Raw genomic sequence first — 17,152 nt, forward strand, 5'->3', positions numbered from 1 at the left:
CAGGGATGCGGAAACGTGACCGAAACAGGTTCTACTTCGGGCGGGGTGCCGGTGGTCTCAGGACACCAGACCTCGCTCGACGGCGTGCGCGCCGTGGCCGCCTTCGCCGTCCTGCTGTTCCACGTGTCCATGGAGGCGGGGACGGCGCTGGACCCAGGGTTCCTGGGCGGCGTGCTGTCCAGGGGCGAGATCGGCGTGCCGATCTTCTTCACGCTCTCCGGCCTGCTGCTGTACCGGCCGTGGGCGGCCCAGGTGCTGCTCGGCGACCGGGCGCCGGACACCCGCCGCTACCTGTGGAAACGGTTCTTCCGGATCATGCCGGCGTACTGGCTGGTGGTCGCCGTGGCGCTGCTGCTGTGGGGCGACGCGCACCGGGCCGACCCCTGGACGTGGGCGCAGATGCTGTTCCTCGTGCACACCTACGACATCACCCCCTGGTGGTACGGCCTCGGCCCCAAGGGGCTCGGCCAGATGTGGAGCCTCGCGGTCGAGCTGACCTTCTACCTCACGCTCCCGCTGATGGCGGCGGCGCTGCGCAGGTTCGCCCTGCGCGGCGACCCCGACCTGCGGACCAGGGGACGGCGGCTGCTCATCGGCCTGGCCGCCTTCGGCGCGCTGTCCTACGTGTACACGGTCTTCGAGTACTTCCCCGACTACCGGCCCTGGATGAACGTGTGGCTGCCGCGCTCCTGGACGTTCTTCGTGCCCGGCATGGCGCTGGCCGTGCTGACCGTCTGGGCCAGGGCCGAGGACGGCCGCGCACGGCGGCTGAGCGCCGCGCTGGCCTCCTCCTGGGGCACGTTGTGGGTCATCGCGGGACTGGCCTACCTCATCGCCGCCACGCCGCTCACCGGGCCGCGGGCGGTCGGCCTGGGCAGCATCTGGACCGCGTTCACCGAGCAGGGCCTCTACACGCTCGTCGCCTTCTGCCTGGTCGCCCCGGCCGCGCTGGCGGCCGGACGGCCCACGCGGGTGCACGAGCTGCTCGGCGGCCGGGTGATGAGCTACCTGGGCCAGATCTCCTACGGCGTCTTCCTGTGGCAGTTCGTCATCATCTACCTCTGGTACGACTTCACCGGCCAGCGGCCGTGGACCGGCAACCTGCTGTTCAACCTGGTCGCCGTCACCGCCGTCACGGTCACCATGGCCGGGCTCACCCACCGCTACGTGGAGGAGCCCGCCAGGCGGCTGATCCGCCTGGTGCCTCAGCGCGCCGCCGGGCCCGGCTCGCCGAAGGCCACCGCCCTGAGGCAGAACGCCTGACCCTGCGCCCCGGCCGCGGTGATCCGCATGCCCCTGCCCGGCCCGTCGTGCGGCACGTAGAACAGCGCGCCCATGGCGCCGGTCGCGGGCAGCGTGGCCGCCCGCTGGGCCTCGCCGACCTCCACCACGACCTGCACGGGCCGCGGGCTGACGTACGACATGGCCACCACCACGCCGGGACCGCCGAAGGACTCGACGGGGAACTCCTTGCCCGCCGGGTAGCACTTGCGCCCCTTGACCGCGTCGAAGAACGGCGCCACCCGTCCCACCAGGACGAGCTTGCCCGTGTCGTCCAGCACGTACGGCTCCGACGAGGGCCGCGGGTCGCGCATGCGCTGCCTGGTCTCGTCGTCGGCCAGCGGCGCCAGCACGTACGAGGTCATCCGGCGCTCCCCGTTCCACGGCAGGACGATCTCCGGCGGCACGGGACGGGGGTAGATGTCGGCCTCCCCCGCCGCCGCGGCCAGCGAGGCCCTGGCGTTCTCCAGGTACGTCCTGACCCGGTCGCCGGTGAGCGTGTCGCCGAAGGTGTTGATCGAGATCAGCGACACGACGAGGAAGACGGCGGTCAGCGCGCCGCCGACGGCCGGCATGCTCGCCGGCACCGGCCGGCGCACGACGTCGGGCTCGCCCTCCACCGGCATGACGGCCAGCGCCAGGCAGAGCGCGAAGAGCACGGCGGCGTCGGCGACGTACCGGGTCTCGGCGCCGACCAGGTCCCAGGCGGTGGCCCGCGCGATCACGGTGGGCACCGCGTCGGCGACCACCACGTAGGCCGCCAGGATCGCCCACGCCCGCCAGGCCCGCCTGCGGTACACGCAGGTGACCACGACCAGCGCGGCGAGCACCGCCCACGCGAGGACCACGGTGACCGGGGCCGGGTCGGCCAGCCCGCCGGTCGAGGTGACGCCGCCCCAGCGCAGCGGGCCGCCGACCGCCCCCGTGGGGAAGGTCTCGCCCAGCAGCCTGCGCAGCAGCCCCGGGACCACCTCGGCCTTCGGGCCGGTCAGCGCGTCGGCCCCGGCGGTGTCGCGGCGCAGCCAGTAGAGCACCGCGTACCCGGCCAGCAGCAGGCCGTGCGCCCACCAGACGGGCCTGCGCAGCTCGGCGAGCAGGGCGCGGGCCCACAGCCCGCGCCCGAGGTAGGCGCTGCTGACGCCCAGCACCACGAAGGGGATGAACACCCCCTTGGTGGAGAAGGCCATCCCGACGGCGGTCCAGGCCAGGGCCCGCCAGCGGCCCTTGCCCTCGCGCACGTACCTGGCGTGCGCGGCCAGCGCCGCGATCAGCGCGAGTTGCAGCGGCACGGCGTTGAGCGCGGCCGACCACCAGCTCATGGCGGGCACGGTGAGCGGCGCGAACGCGTAGACCGTCAGCGCCGCGAGCACCGCCGCCCGGTCGCCGAACAGCCGCCGCAGCAGCACCAGGAACATGACCGAGGCGGCCCCCTGGATCGCGACGGTCACGAACGACACCAGCGCCCAGCTGTACGGCGCGACCGACGTGAGCAGCCACACCAGGCCGAGCGCGCCCGGCATGAGGTGCCCCTTGTGCACCCTCATCAGGTACTCCCAGGTCGGCCCGCTGTCGCCGGCCCCGGCCACGAAGAGGAAGTCGTCCTCGACGAAGTAGGCCTTGCTGAGCAGGCTCGCCCGGAACACCAGCGAGATCAGCACGATCAGCAGGCCCACGCCGATGACCGGCCCGGTGCGCACCGCCGGGATGGTGATCTGGAAGGGCTCGGCTCGCTTGACGTCTTCAGCCATGGACGTATCCCTCCACTGCAGTAAGCTCCGCGCCGTGGACACCGAACCGTTCCGAGCGGATCTCGGCAGATCCGTCCGGTTGCTGCGCGCCTTCCGTCTGGAGCAGAGCGACCCCGACTTCTTCTACGGCACCCTGGCCAGGGACACGGTGGCCCAGCTCGCCACCTACACCGACCTGGCCGGCGCGACCGTGGCCGACATCGGCGGCGGCCCCGGCTACTTCGCCGACGCCCTGCGCGCGGTCGGCGCGCGGCCCCTGTGCGTCGACTGCGACGCCGGCGAGATGCGCCTGCGCGACGGCGTGCCGCCCCGCGACGCCGTGCTCGGCAGCGCGCTCGACCTGCCGCTCGCCACCGGCTCGGTGGACGTGTGCTTCTCCTCCAACGTGCTGGAACACGTGCCCGACCCGCTGCGGATGGCCGGCGAGATGGTCCGGGTGACCCGGCCGGGCGGCGTGGTCTACCTGTCGTACACGATCTGGCTGGGGCCCTGGGGCGGCCACGAGACCTCCCCCTGGCACTACCTCGGCGGCCACTACGCGGCCCGCCGCTACGCCCGCACCCACGGCAAACCGCCCAAGAACGTCTTCGGCGAGAGCATGTACGCCGTCGGCGTGGCCAAGCCGCTGGCCTGGGCGCGCAGGAGGCGCGACGTGGAGGTCCTCGACGCGATCCCCCGCTACCATCCACGCTGGGCCAGGCACGTCGTCCACCTACCTGGCATCCGCGAGCTGGTCACCTGGAACCTGCTGCTCGTCCTGCGCCGCAGGTGAGCGCCGTCGCGACAGCCACAGGGCGGCCGCCACGCAGGCCACGCCGAGCAGGCCTCCGCCGATCGGGGCCACCGTGCCGAGCAGCAGGATCCAGCGCTTGTAGGCGGCCGCCGTCGCCAGGGTCGCCGCGACGTCCGGCTCCGAGGTGCGGAAGTCCGCGTCCAGGGCGGTCAGGCGGCCCCGTCCGTCCGCGGTGACCAGCGTCTCGGTCACCTCCTCCAGCGTCCTGACGGGCAGGCCGCTGACCGGTTCGACCCAGTACGTGCGCCGGATCTCGGCGTAGCGGCCGAGGCCCACGTCGCCCTTGCCGGGCAGGCCGAGCAGGCGGCGCGGCAGCGGCGGCGTCTCGCCGGGCACGAGCTGGCGCGGCGTGCGCTGGACGTAGCGGTAGGTCTCGACGCCGCGCACCCGCTCGACCCCGTCGAAGACGGCCGTGACCGGGCGGCGCAGGCGCAGGTCGAACAGCGGGTAGTCGCGGCGCTCGGCGTTGAACGGCCAGCGGAAGGCCTGCCCGCTCTGCCGGACGGAGACGTCCTCGTCCAGGTACTCGCCGCAGCAGTTCACGATCTCGCCGGTACGCCGGTCGAAGGCCAGGCGGCGCTCGTGGTAGTCCAGGCGGTGGCCGTCGCGGGTGGCCAGGGAGACCGACTCGCCCCACACCGCGCGGTCGTCGTCGCCGGCCAGCACGTCGCCGATCAGCCACCTGGTCTGGACCAGGTCGCCGGTGGTCTGCCGCATGGTCGCCGGGTCCACGTACGTGGCCGACCCGGCGACGGCCCTGGTCATGCTCTGCTGTTCCAGGGGGGCCTTGAGCACCCGGTCGTAGACGTACAGGCGGCTGAGCGGGATGAGCGTCAGCAGGAAGGCCCCCACGGCGGCCAGCACCAGCGCGAGGCTCCTTCGGCTCAGGGCGGTCACGGCCGGGGCACCGCCTGTCCCGGCGTCACGTCGCCCAGGCACAGGCCGGGCGGCACGTCGTGCACGACGATCCGGTCCGCGCCCGGCACGGCCAGCACGAAGACCCGGCCGAAGCCCGCGCGCAGCTTCATGTCGGTGGCCCGGTCGCCCATCCACAGGGTGACCGTCGTGTCGGACCGGGCCGCGTACCCCAGCCTGACCAGGGTGCCCTCGACGCGGGTGACGCGGTTGTCCAGCGGCACCTGGACCGTCCCGCCGGTCACCGGCCAGCACCGGTCGCGGGTGGTGGGCACGAGCGGGATGCCCTGCACGTCCACCGGCCGCAGGCGGCCCTGGTCGTCGAAGACCAGGCCGTCGAGCGCGGCGGGCGGCGCCTGCATCCTGGCCCTGAGCGCGGGCGTGGCCAGCGCGCCCAGCACCCGCGAGGTCAGGCTGTAGGTCCGGTACGTGTCCGGCAGCACCTCCGTCGGCACCAGCCGGTCGTAGATCACGCTGTCCGGGGCCGCCCTGGCCAGCTCGGCGCGGGCGGTCTCGATGTAGTCGTGCCGCCGCTCGGCCCCCATGTACCCGGCGAACAGCGTCACCGTGACCAGCGACGCGCCCGCGAACAGCCCCAGCATCGCGCCGGCCGCCCCGGTCACCCGCTCGCGCGCCGGCAGCGCCCTGCGGTACGGCGTCTCCTCGCCGCGCAGCGGCAGCAGCGCCAGGCCCACGACCAGCGCGAGCAGCGGGACTGCGTCGGCGACGTACCGGGTGTCGGTGCCGACGAACGAGCCCAGCAGGTGGACGCGTCCCCACAACACCGGCAGCGCGTCCGCGACGAGCAGGTAGCCCAGCAGCGTGGCCCAGGCCAGGACCGCCCGCCTGCGGTACCGGCTGGTGACCACCACCAGCGCGGCCAGGACGACGAGGGAGGCGATCACCAGCGGCAGCGGCGGCGAGGCCACCCCCCAGTCGCCGCCCGCGAACCACCGCCACGGCCCGCCGAGCACGGTGGTGGCGAACGTCTTGCCCAGCAGCTCCCACAGGAAGCCCAGCGCCTGGTCGAAGATCGGCAGCGCCCCGGTGTTCGGCGCCGACAACGACCGCTGGACGTAGAGCGCGCCGAAGGCCACCAGCACCGTGACGTACATGCCCCAGGCGGCCAGGTGGCGGCGCAGCGCGGCGCGCAGGCCGCCGTGGTAGATCGCGGTGAGGGCGAACAGCAGCAGCGGCAGCGCGAACCCCTTGACGAAGCCCAGCAGCCCGACCAGCACCCACAGCGCCGCGGCCACGGCGTGCCGCAGCCGGCCCGTCCGCAGGTGGTGCCAGTGCGAGGCGACCGCCATGGGCAGCGCGACCTGGAGGAAGACGGTGTTGAGCCCGGCCGCCCACCAGGCCAGCGCGGGCACGGTGACCGGCGCGAGCAGGAAGACCAGCAGCGGCACGAGCGTCGCCGGCCGCCTGCCGAAGATCACCCGCGACATGCGCAGCACGCCCAGGGCGGCCAGGGCGTGCAGCGCCAGCACCGTGCCGGCCGCCCACCCCCAGTCGAAGGGGTGCAGCCGGGAGACCAGCCAGGCCAGCAGGAAGCCGCCCGGCATGAACTGACCGAAGTGGATCCTGGTCAGGTAGTCGAACGACAGGTCGCTCTCCATCGCCCTGGCCACGAACTCGTAGTCGTCCTCCTTGAAGTAGGCCTCCTGGACGACGGCCGCCTTGCCCGCCACCGCGGCGGCGATGAGCACGAGCCCGGCCAGCAGGACGCCGTGGCGGCGGACCCACCGGGCGGCACGCGCCACCGGACCGGGAACCGTGATGACGGTCCCCGGCCGCGGCTTGATCGTGTCGGTCACGGAACACTCGTCATGGTCGGGCCGCCTGCGGCGACGGTGATCGGTACGGTGGTCTGCCGGGCCGGCGCGCGTCCGGCCGACACCTCGACGAGGAGCTGCCCGAGCAGCGGCAGGCAGAGCAGCTGCGCCCACAGGCCGCCCGCGCCGAGCGCCACCGCGACCGTGGCGGCCAGGTAGAGCGCGAGCCCGCCGGGCGGCCCGAGCAGCAGGGTCCAGCGCCGCCGCCCGCGCAGGTGCGCGGCCTCCCGCAGCGGACGCGACCAGGCGCCCAGCACGAACGCCACCCCGGCCACGCCCGCCCCCGCCGACCCGCCGACCCAGTAGCCGAGCGCCACGGCGAACACCGCGACGTGCCGGACCCGCGGCCGGGCGGCCAGGACGGGCGCCAGATGGCGTCCCGGCCGGCCCCTGCCCACCAGGGCCAGCCCGGCGACGAGCAGCGCCAGCGCCCCGCCCGCCGCGAGCCCCGCCCGGTACGGCTCGTCCGGCTCGTAGGTGAGGGTCACCGTCCCGGCCGTGAAGGCGGGCAGGAACCAGGCCTGCCGCCAGCCGTCGAGCCGGACCGGCTTGAGCGCCGCGGCCCCCAGCGTGGCCTTCCAGCCGGCGTTGAAGTTCTCGTTGACCACCAGGTAGGCGTCGTCCTGGACGTTCACCTGGACGACCCGCTCGCCGGCCGCCCACTTGGTGACCGGCGTGCGCCGCATGACGGTCGGCCCGGCCGCGGGGCTGCCCGGCTCGTGCCGCACGACGGCCGACTCGACCCGGTACGACTCACCCGGCCGCACCGACAGCCGGGTCGGGCCGGCCACGAGCTGGAGCCGCTCGCAGGTCTCGAAGGTCACCGGCCGGCCGGTGACCACGTCGTGCAGGGTGCCGCCGGTGACGGCGGTGTGCACCTCGTTGCCGTCGACGGTGAGCGTCGGGCCGAAGCCGCACGGCAGCGTGAGCCTGAAGCCGGTCAGCGCGCCGAGCGGCCGCACGCCGGGGAAGGCCACGTCGCTGATCTCGATCGGCCGGCCGCCGGACGCCCCGAACTCCAGCGCGACCTTCCTGGCCCTCATCTCGGGGAAGCGGACGAGCCCGTCCGTGCCGACCCAGCTCTGCCGGACGCCGCCCTCCGCGCGGATCGTCACCCGGACGGGCGGGGCGCCGAGGTAGGAGTCGGGCGTGATGACCCGGATCTGCGACAGCTTCGTCTCGCGGGCCAGCTCGACGTTCAGCGTGGGCCTGGGGTCGAGCGGGTCGGCGAACCAGGCCGTCTTCGGGTCGCCGTCGAAGGCCCAGCGGCCGCCCGCCGCGCCGCTGTCCACCGCGGTGGAGGAGGCGCGCACGCTCAGGGAGTCGCCGGGCAGCGTGCTGAGGCGTTCGATCGTCGCGCGGTCGGTGACCGTGGCGCGGCCGGAGACGCCGTACGCGCCGTCCTTGCCGGTGACGAAGGAGCGGTCGAAGCCGTTGCCGTCGTCGCCCAGCACCTCGTGGCCCTTGGCGCAGCTCCAGGCGGCCGAGCCGCGGACGCAGCCGGGCACGTCGCCGGTCCTGGCGACCGCGATCGTGGCCGGCTCGCCGGTGTCCTCGCGCGGGTCGGGCACGACGATCGAGCGTCCTGGCCGGACGCCGGGGATGGCGAGCTCGGTGATGCCGACCCGGCCGCCGAGGCGGTTCGCCGGTTCGTACGCGGTGGCCACGACCGTCACCCGCAGCCGCTCGACCGGCCCCTTCGGCACGGCCAGCTCCTGCGGGTCGGCGCTCGCGCGCACCTTCTGGCGCAGCGAGCCGGCGCCGGTCTCCACGACGACCTCGCTGGGCGGCGGGCCGATCGGCGAGTTCTCGAACGCCACCTGGATCGTGGGGATCGTCAGCGGCTCGGCGAAGGTCACCTCCAGCCACTCGCCGACGGCGCCGTTCCAGCCGGTGGAGCGCCAGCTCGTGCGCCGGTCGCCGTCCAGGGCGGCGAAGGGCTGGTGGCCGGGCTCGCGGCTGTTCGCCGCGGCGCCGACGTCGGCCTCGGAGCTGGAGGCGGTGACGCCTGCGACGCCGGTGAGGCCCGCCGTGGAGACGTACCGCGCCCAGCCGGGGTCGAGCAGGTCGTTGGAGGGCGAGCTGCCGCGCAGGGGCTCGTCGGCGGTGAGCGTGGCGCCGGCGTTGCGGCGCAGGTCGGCGAAGGCCACCTCCCTGCGGCGCAGCGTGTCGGTCAGGATCGTGTCGTGCGCGGGCACCTTGACCACGCCCGCGTCGTCGTTGAGCAGGACGGGCCGGTCGTCGTCCAGGAGGCCCTGCTCGGCCAGGGAGAGCACGGACTCCGGCGCGCCGCCGACGCGCAGCGGGCGGGTGGCGTCCACGGTGCCGACCAGCGGCGCGGCGCCGGCCACGCGGTAGATCTCGACGGCCGGGTAGGGCTGGTCCAGCCAGGCGGCGGCCCGGCCGTACTGGGCGATGCCGACGCCCGGCCCCATCTGTGCCGCCAGCGAGACGCCGGGCGAGTCCTCCAGCGCCTGGTGCACCCGGGCCGGCCAGGCGGTGCCGATCGTCGCCCGGTCCAGGTCGTTCCTGACGACCAGGTACGACACCCCCATCCGGCGCAGCGTGGCGGCCAGCCCCGGCGAGCCCTTGCCGGTGGCCAGGCGGTCGTCCACGGCGGCCATGAGGCGCGAGATGCCGGCCGAGCCCCACGGCACGATCGTGTGCGTGGCCCAGCGGGCCTGCGAGAGCGCCTGGAGCGGCTCGTCCAGGGGGCGGCCCCACAGGTACTCGCCGCGTTTGGCGCCCGGCACGGCCAGCACCATGCCGTCGCCGGCGTTGCGGTTGAGCCAGGTGATGGCCTGCCGCCAGTAGTCGGGGATGGCGGTGAAGCCGCCGGCGGGGGCCAGGCCGGCGTACAGGATGGGCAGGCCCGACAGGGTCACGAGCCCGGCGGCCAGCACGGTCAGGGGCGTGCGCAGGCGCGGGCGGGCCAGGGAGAGCAGCCCGGCGAGGCCGAGCGCGACGGGCAGCCGGATCAGCGCGTCGAACTTGTGCAGGTTGCGGAAGGCGGCCAGCGGGCCGTCGAGCAGCCCGACCATGAACTGCTCGTGCGGCGTGCCGGGATGGCCGGTGGTGATGATCGCGATCCCGCACAGCAGGCTGATCAGCAGGAACGGCCGCTCGGGCAGCCGGCGCAGGGTGAGCCCCGCCAGGCCGAGCGCGGCCACGGCGGCGGTGACCACGATCAGCCACGGGACGGTGGACTGCTGGTGGGCGTCGGGCAGCCAGGTCTGGCCGTCCACGGTCAGGAAGCTGAGCCAGCTCGACGTGCCGCGCAACGCGTTGACCAGCGACGTCACGCCGGTCGTCGCCGTGGCGGTCTCGATGTAGGGCAGGAAGGAGAAGATGTAGCCGCCGAGCGTGAGCAGCGGGACGGCCCACCACAGCGAGGCGAGCGCGACCAGCGGCAGCCACCAGGCGATCAGGCGGCGTTTGACCGGCCCGCCGCGCCTGGTCAGCAGGTAGAGCATCGGCACCACGAGCACGGCCGCCTCGGCCACCGCGTTGACGCCGCCGCAGAACAGGAAGGCGAACGCCGACAGCGCGGCCGACCGGCGCGGCGTCAGCTCGCCCTTGGCCCCCTTGACCAGCGGGAGCAGGATCCACGGCAGCACGGCGCTGGGCAGGAACTCCGAGGAGTTGATGCCGATGAGCGCCTGGGCGTGCGGCGCGAGCGCGTACACGAAGCCGGCCAGGACGCGGGTGTGCGGGCCGCCGACGCCGAGCGCGCGGGCGAGCTGGACCACGCCGAGGAAGGCGACGCACAGCACGAGCGACATCCACAGCCGCTGGACGGCCCACGACTCCATGCCCAGCTTGAGGAAGATCGCGTAGAACGGTCCCATCGGGAACAGGTAGCCGTACGCCTGGTTCTGCAGGTGGCCGAAGTAGGCGCCGTCCCACAGGTGCAGCGCCCGGCCGAGGAAGCCCAGCGGGTTGACCGCCATGTCGAGCTTCGTCTCGGGGATGATCTTCTCGGTCGAGGTGTTGAACGCGATGGCGCCGAGCAGCAGGCAGGAGGCGAGCAGCCGCAGCCTGTGCCTGATCCGGGCCTCGTAGCTCTCGACGGTGGAGTCCCCGCGTTCCCCCGGGGGTCCAGGCGAGGCTTGGGTCACTGAGGGGCTCCGCCGCAATCTTGGAGTTTCGCCAGGATAAGTCCGGTCATGTTAGCCCCAGTTCGGGCCCACGTAAATTCCCCGGCCCAGGCGCGGCAGGCCGCGGCCACCTCCGCCCGCCGCCGCGGGTCGGCCAGCTCCTTCAGCGCGCGGCCGGTCACCTCGGCCAGGCTCTCGCCGTCCCGTACGAGCCAGCCGGTGACGCCGTCCCGCACGGAGTCGCGCAGCCCGGCGACGTCGTAGGCCACGGTCGGCACGCCGAGCGCGGCGGCCTCGATCACGGTCAGGCCCCAGCCCTCGAACTCCGAGGCCGTCACGTTGAGGCGGGCGGCGGCCAGCAGGGCGTTCTTGCGCGGCTCGGGCAGGAAGCCGTGCAGCTCGACCCGGCCGTCCAGGCCCCGGCCGGAGATCCGGGCGGCCAGGGCGTCGTGCTCGGGGCCGCGGCCCACGACGTGCACCCGCAGGCCCGGCCAGGCGTCGCCGAGCTCGGCGGCCAGGTCCACGACGCGCTCGATGCGCTTGTGGCCGATCAGGCGGCCGGCGTACACGAGGGCGGGCTCGCCCATGGCGGCCGGCGGCTCGGCCCGCGCGGGCTCGGCGCAGCCGTTCGGCACGACGGTGACCGGCGCGAGCCAGCGCAACTTCGCGGCCAGGTCGTGCCTCGACGACTCCGAGACGGTGACCGTCAGGCAGCGCCGGTAGACCAGCCGGGCCACCTCGCCCTCCACGAAGCACCCGATGCGGGCCAGCCAGGCGGGCAGGAAGGCGTGGAACTGCCGGTCGTGGACGTGGTGCACGAGGCTGATCACGGGCGTGCGGCGGCGGACGACGAGCGGGGAGAAGAAGGGGATGCCGTTCATGGTGTCGATGACGACGTCCACGCGCCGCCGGTGGATCAGCAGCCAGAGCGGGACCAGCAGGTAGACGAGGTACGGGTTGCCCATCCTGCGCAGGTCCACGCCGTCGAGCACCTCGGCGCGGCGCTGCCCGCGCTGGCGGCCGGTGACGAACACGACCGAGGCGCCCTGGGTCAGCAGGAACCGGCTGACCTGCCAGGCGTACTCCTCGGCGCCGCCGGCCGTGGTCTGGTGGGGTTCGCGGAAGTTGAGCATCGCCACCCGGACGCCCGCGAGTGGCCGCTGCTCGGCCGTCGCCTCGCTCGTCCGCGGCTCGATCAGCCGTGCCGTGTCCGCCTTGCGCTCACCGGTAAAGACCACCATCACTCCTCGTCGGCGGGCACGCGGGCATGGCGGAGCCACACTCCGTGCTCGCTGTGCATGGCCCCGCGTCAAGCGGGATGGATCACCTGGTGCCGTAGTTGTAGAGCGGCTGGTTGGGCGGGGTGAGCGACGGTGAGGCCACGTTGACCACCGCGACGGAGGCTCCGACCGCCAGCAGGGCTCCTATCGCCAGGGCCACGAGAAGTCGCAACACGAAGCTCTCCCTTCCTTCCGGTGACGCGGTGTGCCGAGACTAGAACGTGTTTCGTCTTGAATCCATAACATTGGTCAAACCGTGATAAAGCAAGTTACCCTCCGGTACATCATGAAACAGCCGGTCAACGCCGCAGCAAGCGCAGCCCTTCGCCGTCGAAGACCGTTCTCCAGCCGGGCGGCGTGGACGGGAACCCGTTCTCGCCCGCGGCCATGAGGAGATACCTGGCGGGCAGGTCGCCGTAGGCGCCGGCGGCCAGCAGGTCACCGGCGACGCGGCTCAGCGGGTCCTCGCCGCGCACCCGCAGCCGGCCGCCGCCGGGCAGGCCGACGAGCAACGTGTCGTCCCAGAGCACCCGGCGCCGGAACAGCTTGGTCGCCGGGTCGAGCATCACCCGGCCGCCGTTCCAGGCGAAGGCCCGGTGGGCGCCCCACGGCAGCGAGACCAGCGCGCCCGGCGCGGGGTCGCCGTCCACGATCCGCTGGACCGCCGTCCATTCCGCCGGGTACGTCACCGCCTCCAGCCGGCCGAACGCGCCCAGCGCGAACGTCGGCAGGGCCAGCACCGGGGCCAGCACCCCGACCAGCGCGAGCGCGCCCGACCGCAGGAGCGAGGCGAGGCCGACCGCCGTCAGCAGGGCCAGCGGAGCCAGGTGGACCTGGCCGTCGCGCAGCGGCCCGAACCCGGGCCACAGGGCGATGAGCCATTTGAGCGCGTCCCGTCCCGGCTGGAAGGCGCCCAGCCCGGCGACGCAGAACCCGGCCGCCGCCGCCACCGCCAGGCCGCCCCACCAGGCGGGCCGCTCGGGGGCCGAGCGCAGGCGGGCGTAGCCGTACAGGCCGGCGAGGACCAGGAGGAGCCGGGCGGTCGCCGTCCACCACGCCTCCTGGCCCGGCAGCCCGGCCTCGGCGTTCCAGATGCCGCCGAGCGACAGCAGGCTGCCCAGCACGCCGAAGGGCCCGTCGGCGCGGGCCGCGAACGCGTCCACGCCCGCCGGGTCGGTCACCGCGCCCGAGCCGAGCGCGGGCACCGCCCACGGCAGGCTGTACGCGACCAGCACCCCGGCGGCGACCGGCGCCCTGCGCCGGGCGACGGCGATCGGCATCAGGGTGAGCCAGGACACCAGCATCGCCTGGAACCCGCCCACCGCCGCAGGCAGCAACGCCACCCCCAGCCGCCAGAACCGCGCGAGCCCTCCGGGCTTCTCCCACGTGAGCGCGCGGATCGCCCACGGGAGCCCGGCCACGCCCAGGAGCAGCGCCCACTGGCCGAGCATGAGCCGCTGGGCGAGGTAGAGGTTCCAGGCGTAGAACGCGGCGGCCACGAGCCGGGCGAGCCTGCGCTCCGGCGGCACCAGCGCCGCCGCCCCGGTCGCGGCCAGCACGAACACGGCGACCAGGGCCGCCTTCTGCACGATCTCCACGGGCAGCGCTCTGGCCAGCAGCGCCACGACCAGGTCGCTGGGCACCGCGCGGGGGAAGCCGCCGCGGTCGGGCCACAGGGGCGGATCGGGCACGAAGAGCAGGTCGTAGCGGAGCACCAGCCCCCAGCCCAGCGCCGGGCCGAGCGCCAGCACCGCCAGCCCGAGCCCCAGCGCCGCCGGCCCCCAGCGGCCCGCACGGCCTTCGCGCACCGTGACACCGCCTCTCCCTCGCGCCAGGACCGGCAATCCGGGCACAAGGGAGATTAGCCGCCGACGCCTCACATGTGTTACTTGCCGGGCTCGGGGTCCCGGGGCAGGCCGAGCATGCGCTCGCCGATGATGTTGAGCTGCACCTCGGTGGTGCCGCCGTAGATGGTCATGGCCCTGGTCGCGAGCACCGCCCGGTTCCAGTAGCCGGCGTCGCCGAGCTTCATGTCGGCGGCCACCACGGCCTGGGCGCCGAGCAGGCCGACGGCCGTCTCGGAGACGTGCTGGGCGTGCGAGGTGGACAGCAGCTTCCGTACGGACGCGTCGGCGCCCGGCTCGTTCCCGGCGAGCTGCTTGAGCGTGACCCGCAGCGACAGCGCGTTGATCGAGTGCCCCTCGCACACGACCCCGGCCACCTCCTGCTCCTCGGCCGGCGTGAGCTCGCGCCCGAGCCGGCCGATCAGCCCGAGCAGGTCGGGCACGGACGCGCCGGTGCCGCCCGATCCGGACGACAGCGAGACGCGCTCGTTGGACAGCGTGTTGCGGGCGACCTTCCAGCCGTCGCCGACCTCGCCCACGACCAGGTCGTCCGGGACGAAGACGTCGTCGAGGAAGACCTCGTTGAACAGGTTCTCGCCGGTCATCTCGGTGAGCGGCCGGACCGTGACGCCGGGCGCCTTCATGTCCACCAGGAAGTACGTGATGCCCTCGTGCTTGGTGCCCTCGGAGCTGTTACGGGCGATGCAGATGCCCCATTCGGCCACGTGGGCGACCGACGTCCAGATCTTCTGGCCGTTGAGCCGCCAGCCGCCCTCGACCTTCTCCGCCTTCATCTGCAGCGAGGCCAGGTCGGACCCGGCGCCGGGCTCGGAGAAGAGCTGGCACCAGATCATCTCGCCGCTGAGCGTCTTGGGCAGGAAACGTTCCTGCTGCTCGGGCGTGCCGTACACGGCGATGGACGGCACCACCCAGGCGCCGATGATCATCGCGGGCAGCCTGACCTTGGCGGCCTTGAGCTCCTGGGCGATGAGCACCTGCTCCAGCGGCTTGGCCGCGCGGCCCCACGGCCGGGGCAGGTGGGGCATGACGAACCCGCGGTCGGCGAGCGCCCGCTTCTGCTCCTGGCCCTCAAGGGCGGCGATCTCGGCGATCTCCGCACGAATGCCCTCGCGCAGCTCCTCGGCGCCCTCGGGCAGGTCGATCTCCATCTCCCGGCCGACGCCCTGCAGGGCGAGCGCGGTCACCGAGGCGGCCCACTCGGCCGACGAGCCGAGCAGGGCGCGCAGGGTGAGGGCGCGCCGGTAGTACAGGTGCACGTCGTGCTCGAAGGTGTAGCCGATGCCGCCGAACGTCTGGATCGCGTCCTTGGCGCACTGGACGGCCGCGTCGGGGGCCATCACCCCGGCGACGGCGGCGGCGTACTCCAGCTCGCGGCCCTCGGCCCTGGTGGCGTCCCAGACGGTGGCGCGGGCCTGCTCAAGGGCGACGAGCATCCGGGAGATCTTGTGCTTGATGCCCTGGAACTGGCCGATCGGGCGGCCGAACTGCTCGCGCACCTTGGCGTAGGCGGCGGCGGACGTGACGCACCACGACGCCAGCCCGGCGGCCTCGGCGCCGAGCAGGATCGCGGCCAGGTTGAGCACGTCGGGGCTCTCCACGCCGTCGAGCACGCGCTCGGCGGGCACCCGCGCCTCCGCCAGCTCCACCTTGGCCACCGGCCGGGTCAGGTCGAGCGACCGGACCGGCGTGACGGTGGCGGCCGAGGCGTCGACGGCGATCCACTCCTCGCCCTCGGACGTGGTCACCGGCAGCACCAGCACGTCGGCCAGCGAGCCGGCCAGCACCGGGTCGGCCGTGCCGGAGACGACCAGCGAGCCGTCGTCGGCGCGGGAGCCGGTGAGCGAGCCGGACAGCGCGACGGCGCCCGTCAGCGTGCCGTCGGCGAGGGCTTCGAGCAGGTCGTGCCGCTTGGAGGCGTGGATGACCGCACTGGCCAGCACGGTCGGCACGTACGGGCCGGGGGCGAGCTTCTCGGCCAGCGCCTCGACGGCGACGGCGGCCTCCAGCAGCCCGTAGCCCGAGCCGCCGGACTCCTCGGGCAGGTGCAGGCCGAGCAGCCCCTGCTCGGCCAGGCCCGGCCAGAAGGGCGGACGTTCGTCCGACCCGGATCGCAGCAGCTCCGAGGGGATGTTCCGCTCGGCCCAGCCGCTCACCGAGTCGCGGAGCGCCTCGTGCTCCTCGCTCAATCCGATCGCCATTGCTCATCCTCCAGCCAGGTCAAAGACAGTGCCCGATGCCCAGAACCATATTCTAGAGCATGCTTCTGGCCTAGAGGGGCCGTACCTGCTGGACGAGTGTCTTCAAATCAGCCCATCGCGCCTTGTTCTTCTCCGGAATGGAGGCCAGCAGCATCGCCGGCTTGGTCTTGCCCACCTCGACGACCGTCACCACGGCCTGGGCGGTCTCTGTCTTGCCGCCCGAGACGTAGGTGACCTGGTAACCCAGCGACCAGCCCTTGCCGACCGGCACCTTCCCGGACCCCGTCCAGGCGGTCAGCTGGGCGCCCGCCGGATACTGCGTCCGCAGCGCCCAGCGGGCCGCGCGGACGGCCATCTCGCGGTAGTCGGCGTCCTTGGCGGGCTTCTTCTCCGGGGCGTCGCCGGGGAACATGGCCGAGGCGATCACGGTGTGCGGCACCGCCACCTTGCCGATGCGCTGGGCGATCGTGAACGGCGCGAACGACTTGGCGTCCCAGGGCGCGGCCAGGCGCGGGTAGCTGATGCCGCTCGCCTTGTCGGAGATGATCCCGCTCACCACGGACGCCTTGCCCGGCAGCGTGGGGAACGCCTTGCTCGCCGGCACCGAGGGGAGCGCGACCGGCGTCTCGCTGGGGGTCGGGGAGGCGGTCGGGGTGGCGGTCGCGGCCGGCACGGGGGCGACGGAGACGGTCGTCCCGGCGGGGTCGCCGGTCGTGGGCACGTCGCCGGAGAACACGACGAAGATCAGCAGGACCGCCGTGACGGTGACGAGAATGGCGCCCGCCAGGTAGATCGTGCGGATGGGGATGTCCCCGACGCCGCGCTTGTGCGGCTTGGTGACAACCGGCGTCACAGAACCGGCCGCACCCGGCTGCGGCTGGGGGTGGGCCTGAGCCTGAGGCGACCTGGCCGTCCCCGGCGGCCACACCTGCACAGGCTGATGCTGCGCCCCCCTCCCCGGCCCCGCCCCTTGCGCGTGGCCTTGCCCCGGCCCTGGCACGAGCCCCGGCCCCGCGCCTTGCGCAGGACCTTGCCCCGCTCCGGGTGCGAGCCCTTGCGCGACGCCCTGGCCCACCCCTTGTGCAGGCCCTGCCCCCGCGCCTTGCGCGAGCCCCTGCCTCGCTCCTTGCGCGACGCCGT

11 protein-coding genes are annotated in these 17,152 nt (G+C 73.9%); 2 read left to right on the forward strand and 9 right to left on the reverse strand.

Features of this window, described 5'->3' with window-relative positions; all coding sequences use genetic code 11:
• Positions 1–15 precede the first annotated feature (15 nt).
• Entirely contained in the window at positions 16–1,263 is a 1,248-nt protein-coding gene (locus ACIBQ8_RS19510; protein WP_397170154.1) for an acyltransferase family protein, read from the forward strand.
• Here ACIBQ8_RS19510 and ACIBQ8_RS19515 read toward each other — a convergent pair.
• Positions 1,206–3,029: an ArnT family glycosyltransferase gene (locus ACIBQ8_RS19515; RefSeq protein WP_397192622.1), complete on the reverse strand. Its 1,824-nt coding sequence runs from the start codon at positions 3,027–3,029 to the stop codon at positions 1,206–1,208. The two genes, ACIBQ8_RS19510 and ACIBQ8_RS19515, sit on opposite strands and share 58 nt — an antisense overlap.
• Here ACIBQ8_RS19515 and ACIBQ8_RS19520 point away from each other — a divergent pair.
• Entirely contained in the window at positions 3,028–3,801 is a 774-nt protein-coding gene (locus tag ACIBQ8_RS19520) for a class I SAM-dependent methyltransferase (protein ID WP_397170157.1), read from the forward strand. The genes ACIBQ8_RS19515 and ACIBQ8_RS19520 overlap by 2 nt on opposite strands.
• Here the strand turns inward: ACIBQ8_RS19520 and ACIBQ8_RS19525 are convergent.
• The 8 genes from ACIBQ8_RS19525 to ACIBQ8_RS19560 form a co-directional block, all read right to left on the reverse strand.
• The gene (locus ACIBQ8_RS19525) at positions 3,742–4,719 is read right to left on the reverse strand and encodes a DUF3068 domain-containing protein (RefSeq protein WP_397170159.1); all 978 of its coding nucleotides are present in this window, start codon (positions 4,717–4,719) and stop codon (positions 3,742–3,744) included. The genes ACIBQ8_RS19520 and ACIBQ8_RS19525 overlap by 60 nt on opposite strands.
• Positions 4,716–6,554: a hypothetical protein gene (locus ACIBQ8_RS19530; protein WP_397192623.1), complete on the reverse strand. Its 1,839-nt coding sequence runs from the start codon at positions 6,552–6,554 to the stop codon at positions 4,716–4,718. Before ACIBQ8_RS19530 ends, ACIBQ8_RS19525 begins: the two co-directional genes overlap by 4 nt.
• Positions 6,551–10,690: an alpha-(1->3)-arabinofuranosyltransferase family protein gene (locus tag ACIBQ8_RS19535; RefSeq protein WP_397192624.1), complete on the reverse strand. Its 4,140-nt coding sequence runs from the start codon at positions 10,688–10,690 to the stop codon at positions 6,551–6,553. The genes ACIBQ8_RS19530 and ACIBQ8_RS19535 overlap by 4 nt, the downstream gene beginning before the upstream one ends.
• Positions 10,687–11,910: a glycosyltransferase family 4 protein gene (locus ACIBQ8_RS19540; protein WP_397192625.1), complete on the reverse strand. Its 1,224-nt coding sequence runs from the start codon at positions 11,908–11,910 to the stop codon at positions 10,687–10,689. The genes ACIBQ8_RS19535 and ACIBQ8_RS19540 overlap by 4 nt, the downstream gene beginning before the upstream one ends.
• A gap of 82 nt (positions 11,911–11,992) precedes the next feature.
• Complete coding sequence (locus ACIBQ8_RS19545; RefSeq protein WP_260477562.1) at positions 11,993–12,124, reverse strand: hypothetical protein; 132 nt, start codon at positions 12,122–12,124, stop codon at positions 11,993–11,995.
• A 124-nt stretch (positions 12,125–12,248) separates the two neighbouring features.
• Positions 12,249–13,757 (reverse strand): hypothetical protein, encoded by a 1,509-nt coding sequence (locus ACIBQ8_RS19550; RefSeq protein ID WP_397192626.1) that lies wholly within the window; start codon positions 13,755–13,757, stop codon positions 12,249–12,251.
• A 77-nt stretch (positions 13,758–13,834) separates the two neighbouring features.
• A complete protein-coding gene (locus ACIBQ8_RS19555; RefSeq protein WP_397170167.1) occupies positions 13,835–16,012 on the reverse strand; it encodes an acyl-CoA dehydrogenase in 2,178 nt (725 codons plus the stop codon).
• A 70-nt stretch (positions 16,013–16,082) separates the two neighbouring features.
• Positions 16,083–16,865 (reverse strand): hypothetical protein, encoded by a 783-nt coding sequence (locus tag ACIBQ8_RS19560; protein WP_397170169.1) that lies wholly within the window; start codon positions 16,863–16,865, stop codon positions 16,083–16,085.
• Positions 16,866–17,152 lie beyond the last annotated feature (287 nt).

Origin of the sequence: Nonomuraea sp. NPDC049646, from assembly GCF_044465525.1 — a bacterium.
Classification (GTDB): Bacteria; Actinomycetota; Actinomycetes; order Streptosporangiales; family Streptosporangiaceae; genus Nonomuraea.

What these genes read in the sequence shown, in the direction of transcription:
- ACIBQ8_RS19520 (WP_397170157.1), top strand. Translation starts at nt 3,028, where the DNA reads ATGGACGTATCCCTCCACTGCAGTAAGCTCCGCGCCGTGGACACCGAA.
- ACIBQ8_RS19515 (WP_397192622.1), bottom strand. Translation starts at nt 3,029, where the DNA reads ATGGCTGAAGACGTCAAGCGAGCCGAGCCCTTCCAGATCACCATCCCG.
- ACIBQ8_RS19540 (WP_397192625.1), bottom strand. Translation starts at nt 11,910, where the DNA reads ATGGTGGTCTTTACCGGTGAGCGCAAGGCGGACACGGCACGGCTGATC.
- ACIBQ8_RS19555 (WP_397170167.1), bottom strand. Translation starts at nt 16,012, where the DNA reads ATGGCGATCGGATTGAGCGAGGAGCACGAGGCGCTCCGCGACTCGGTG.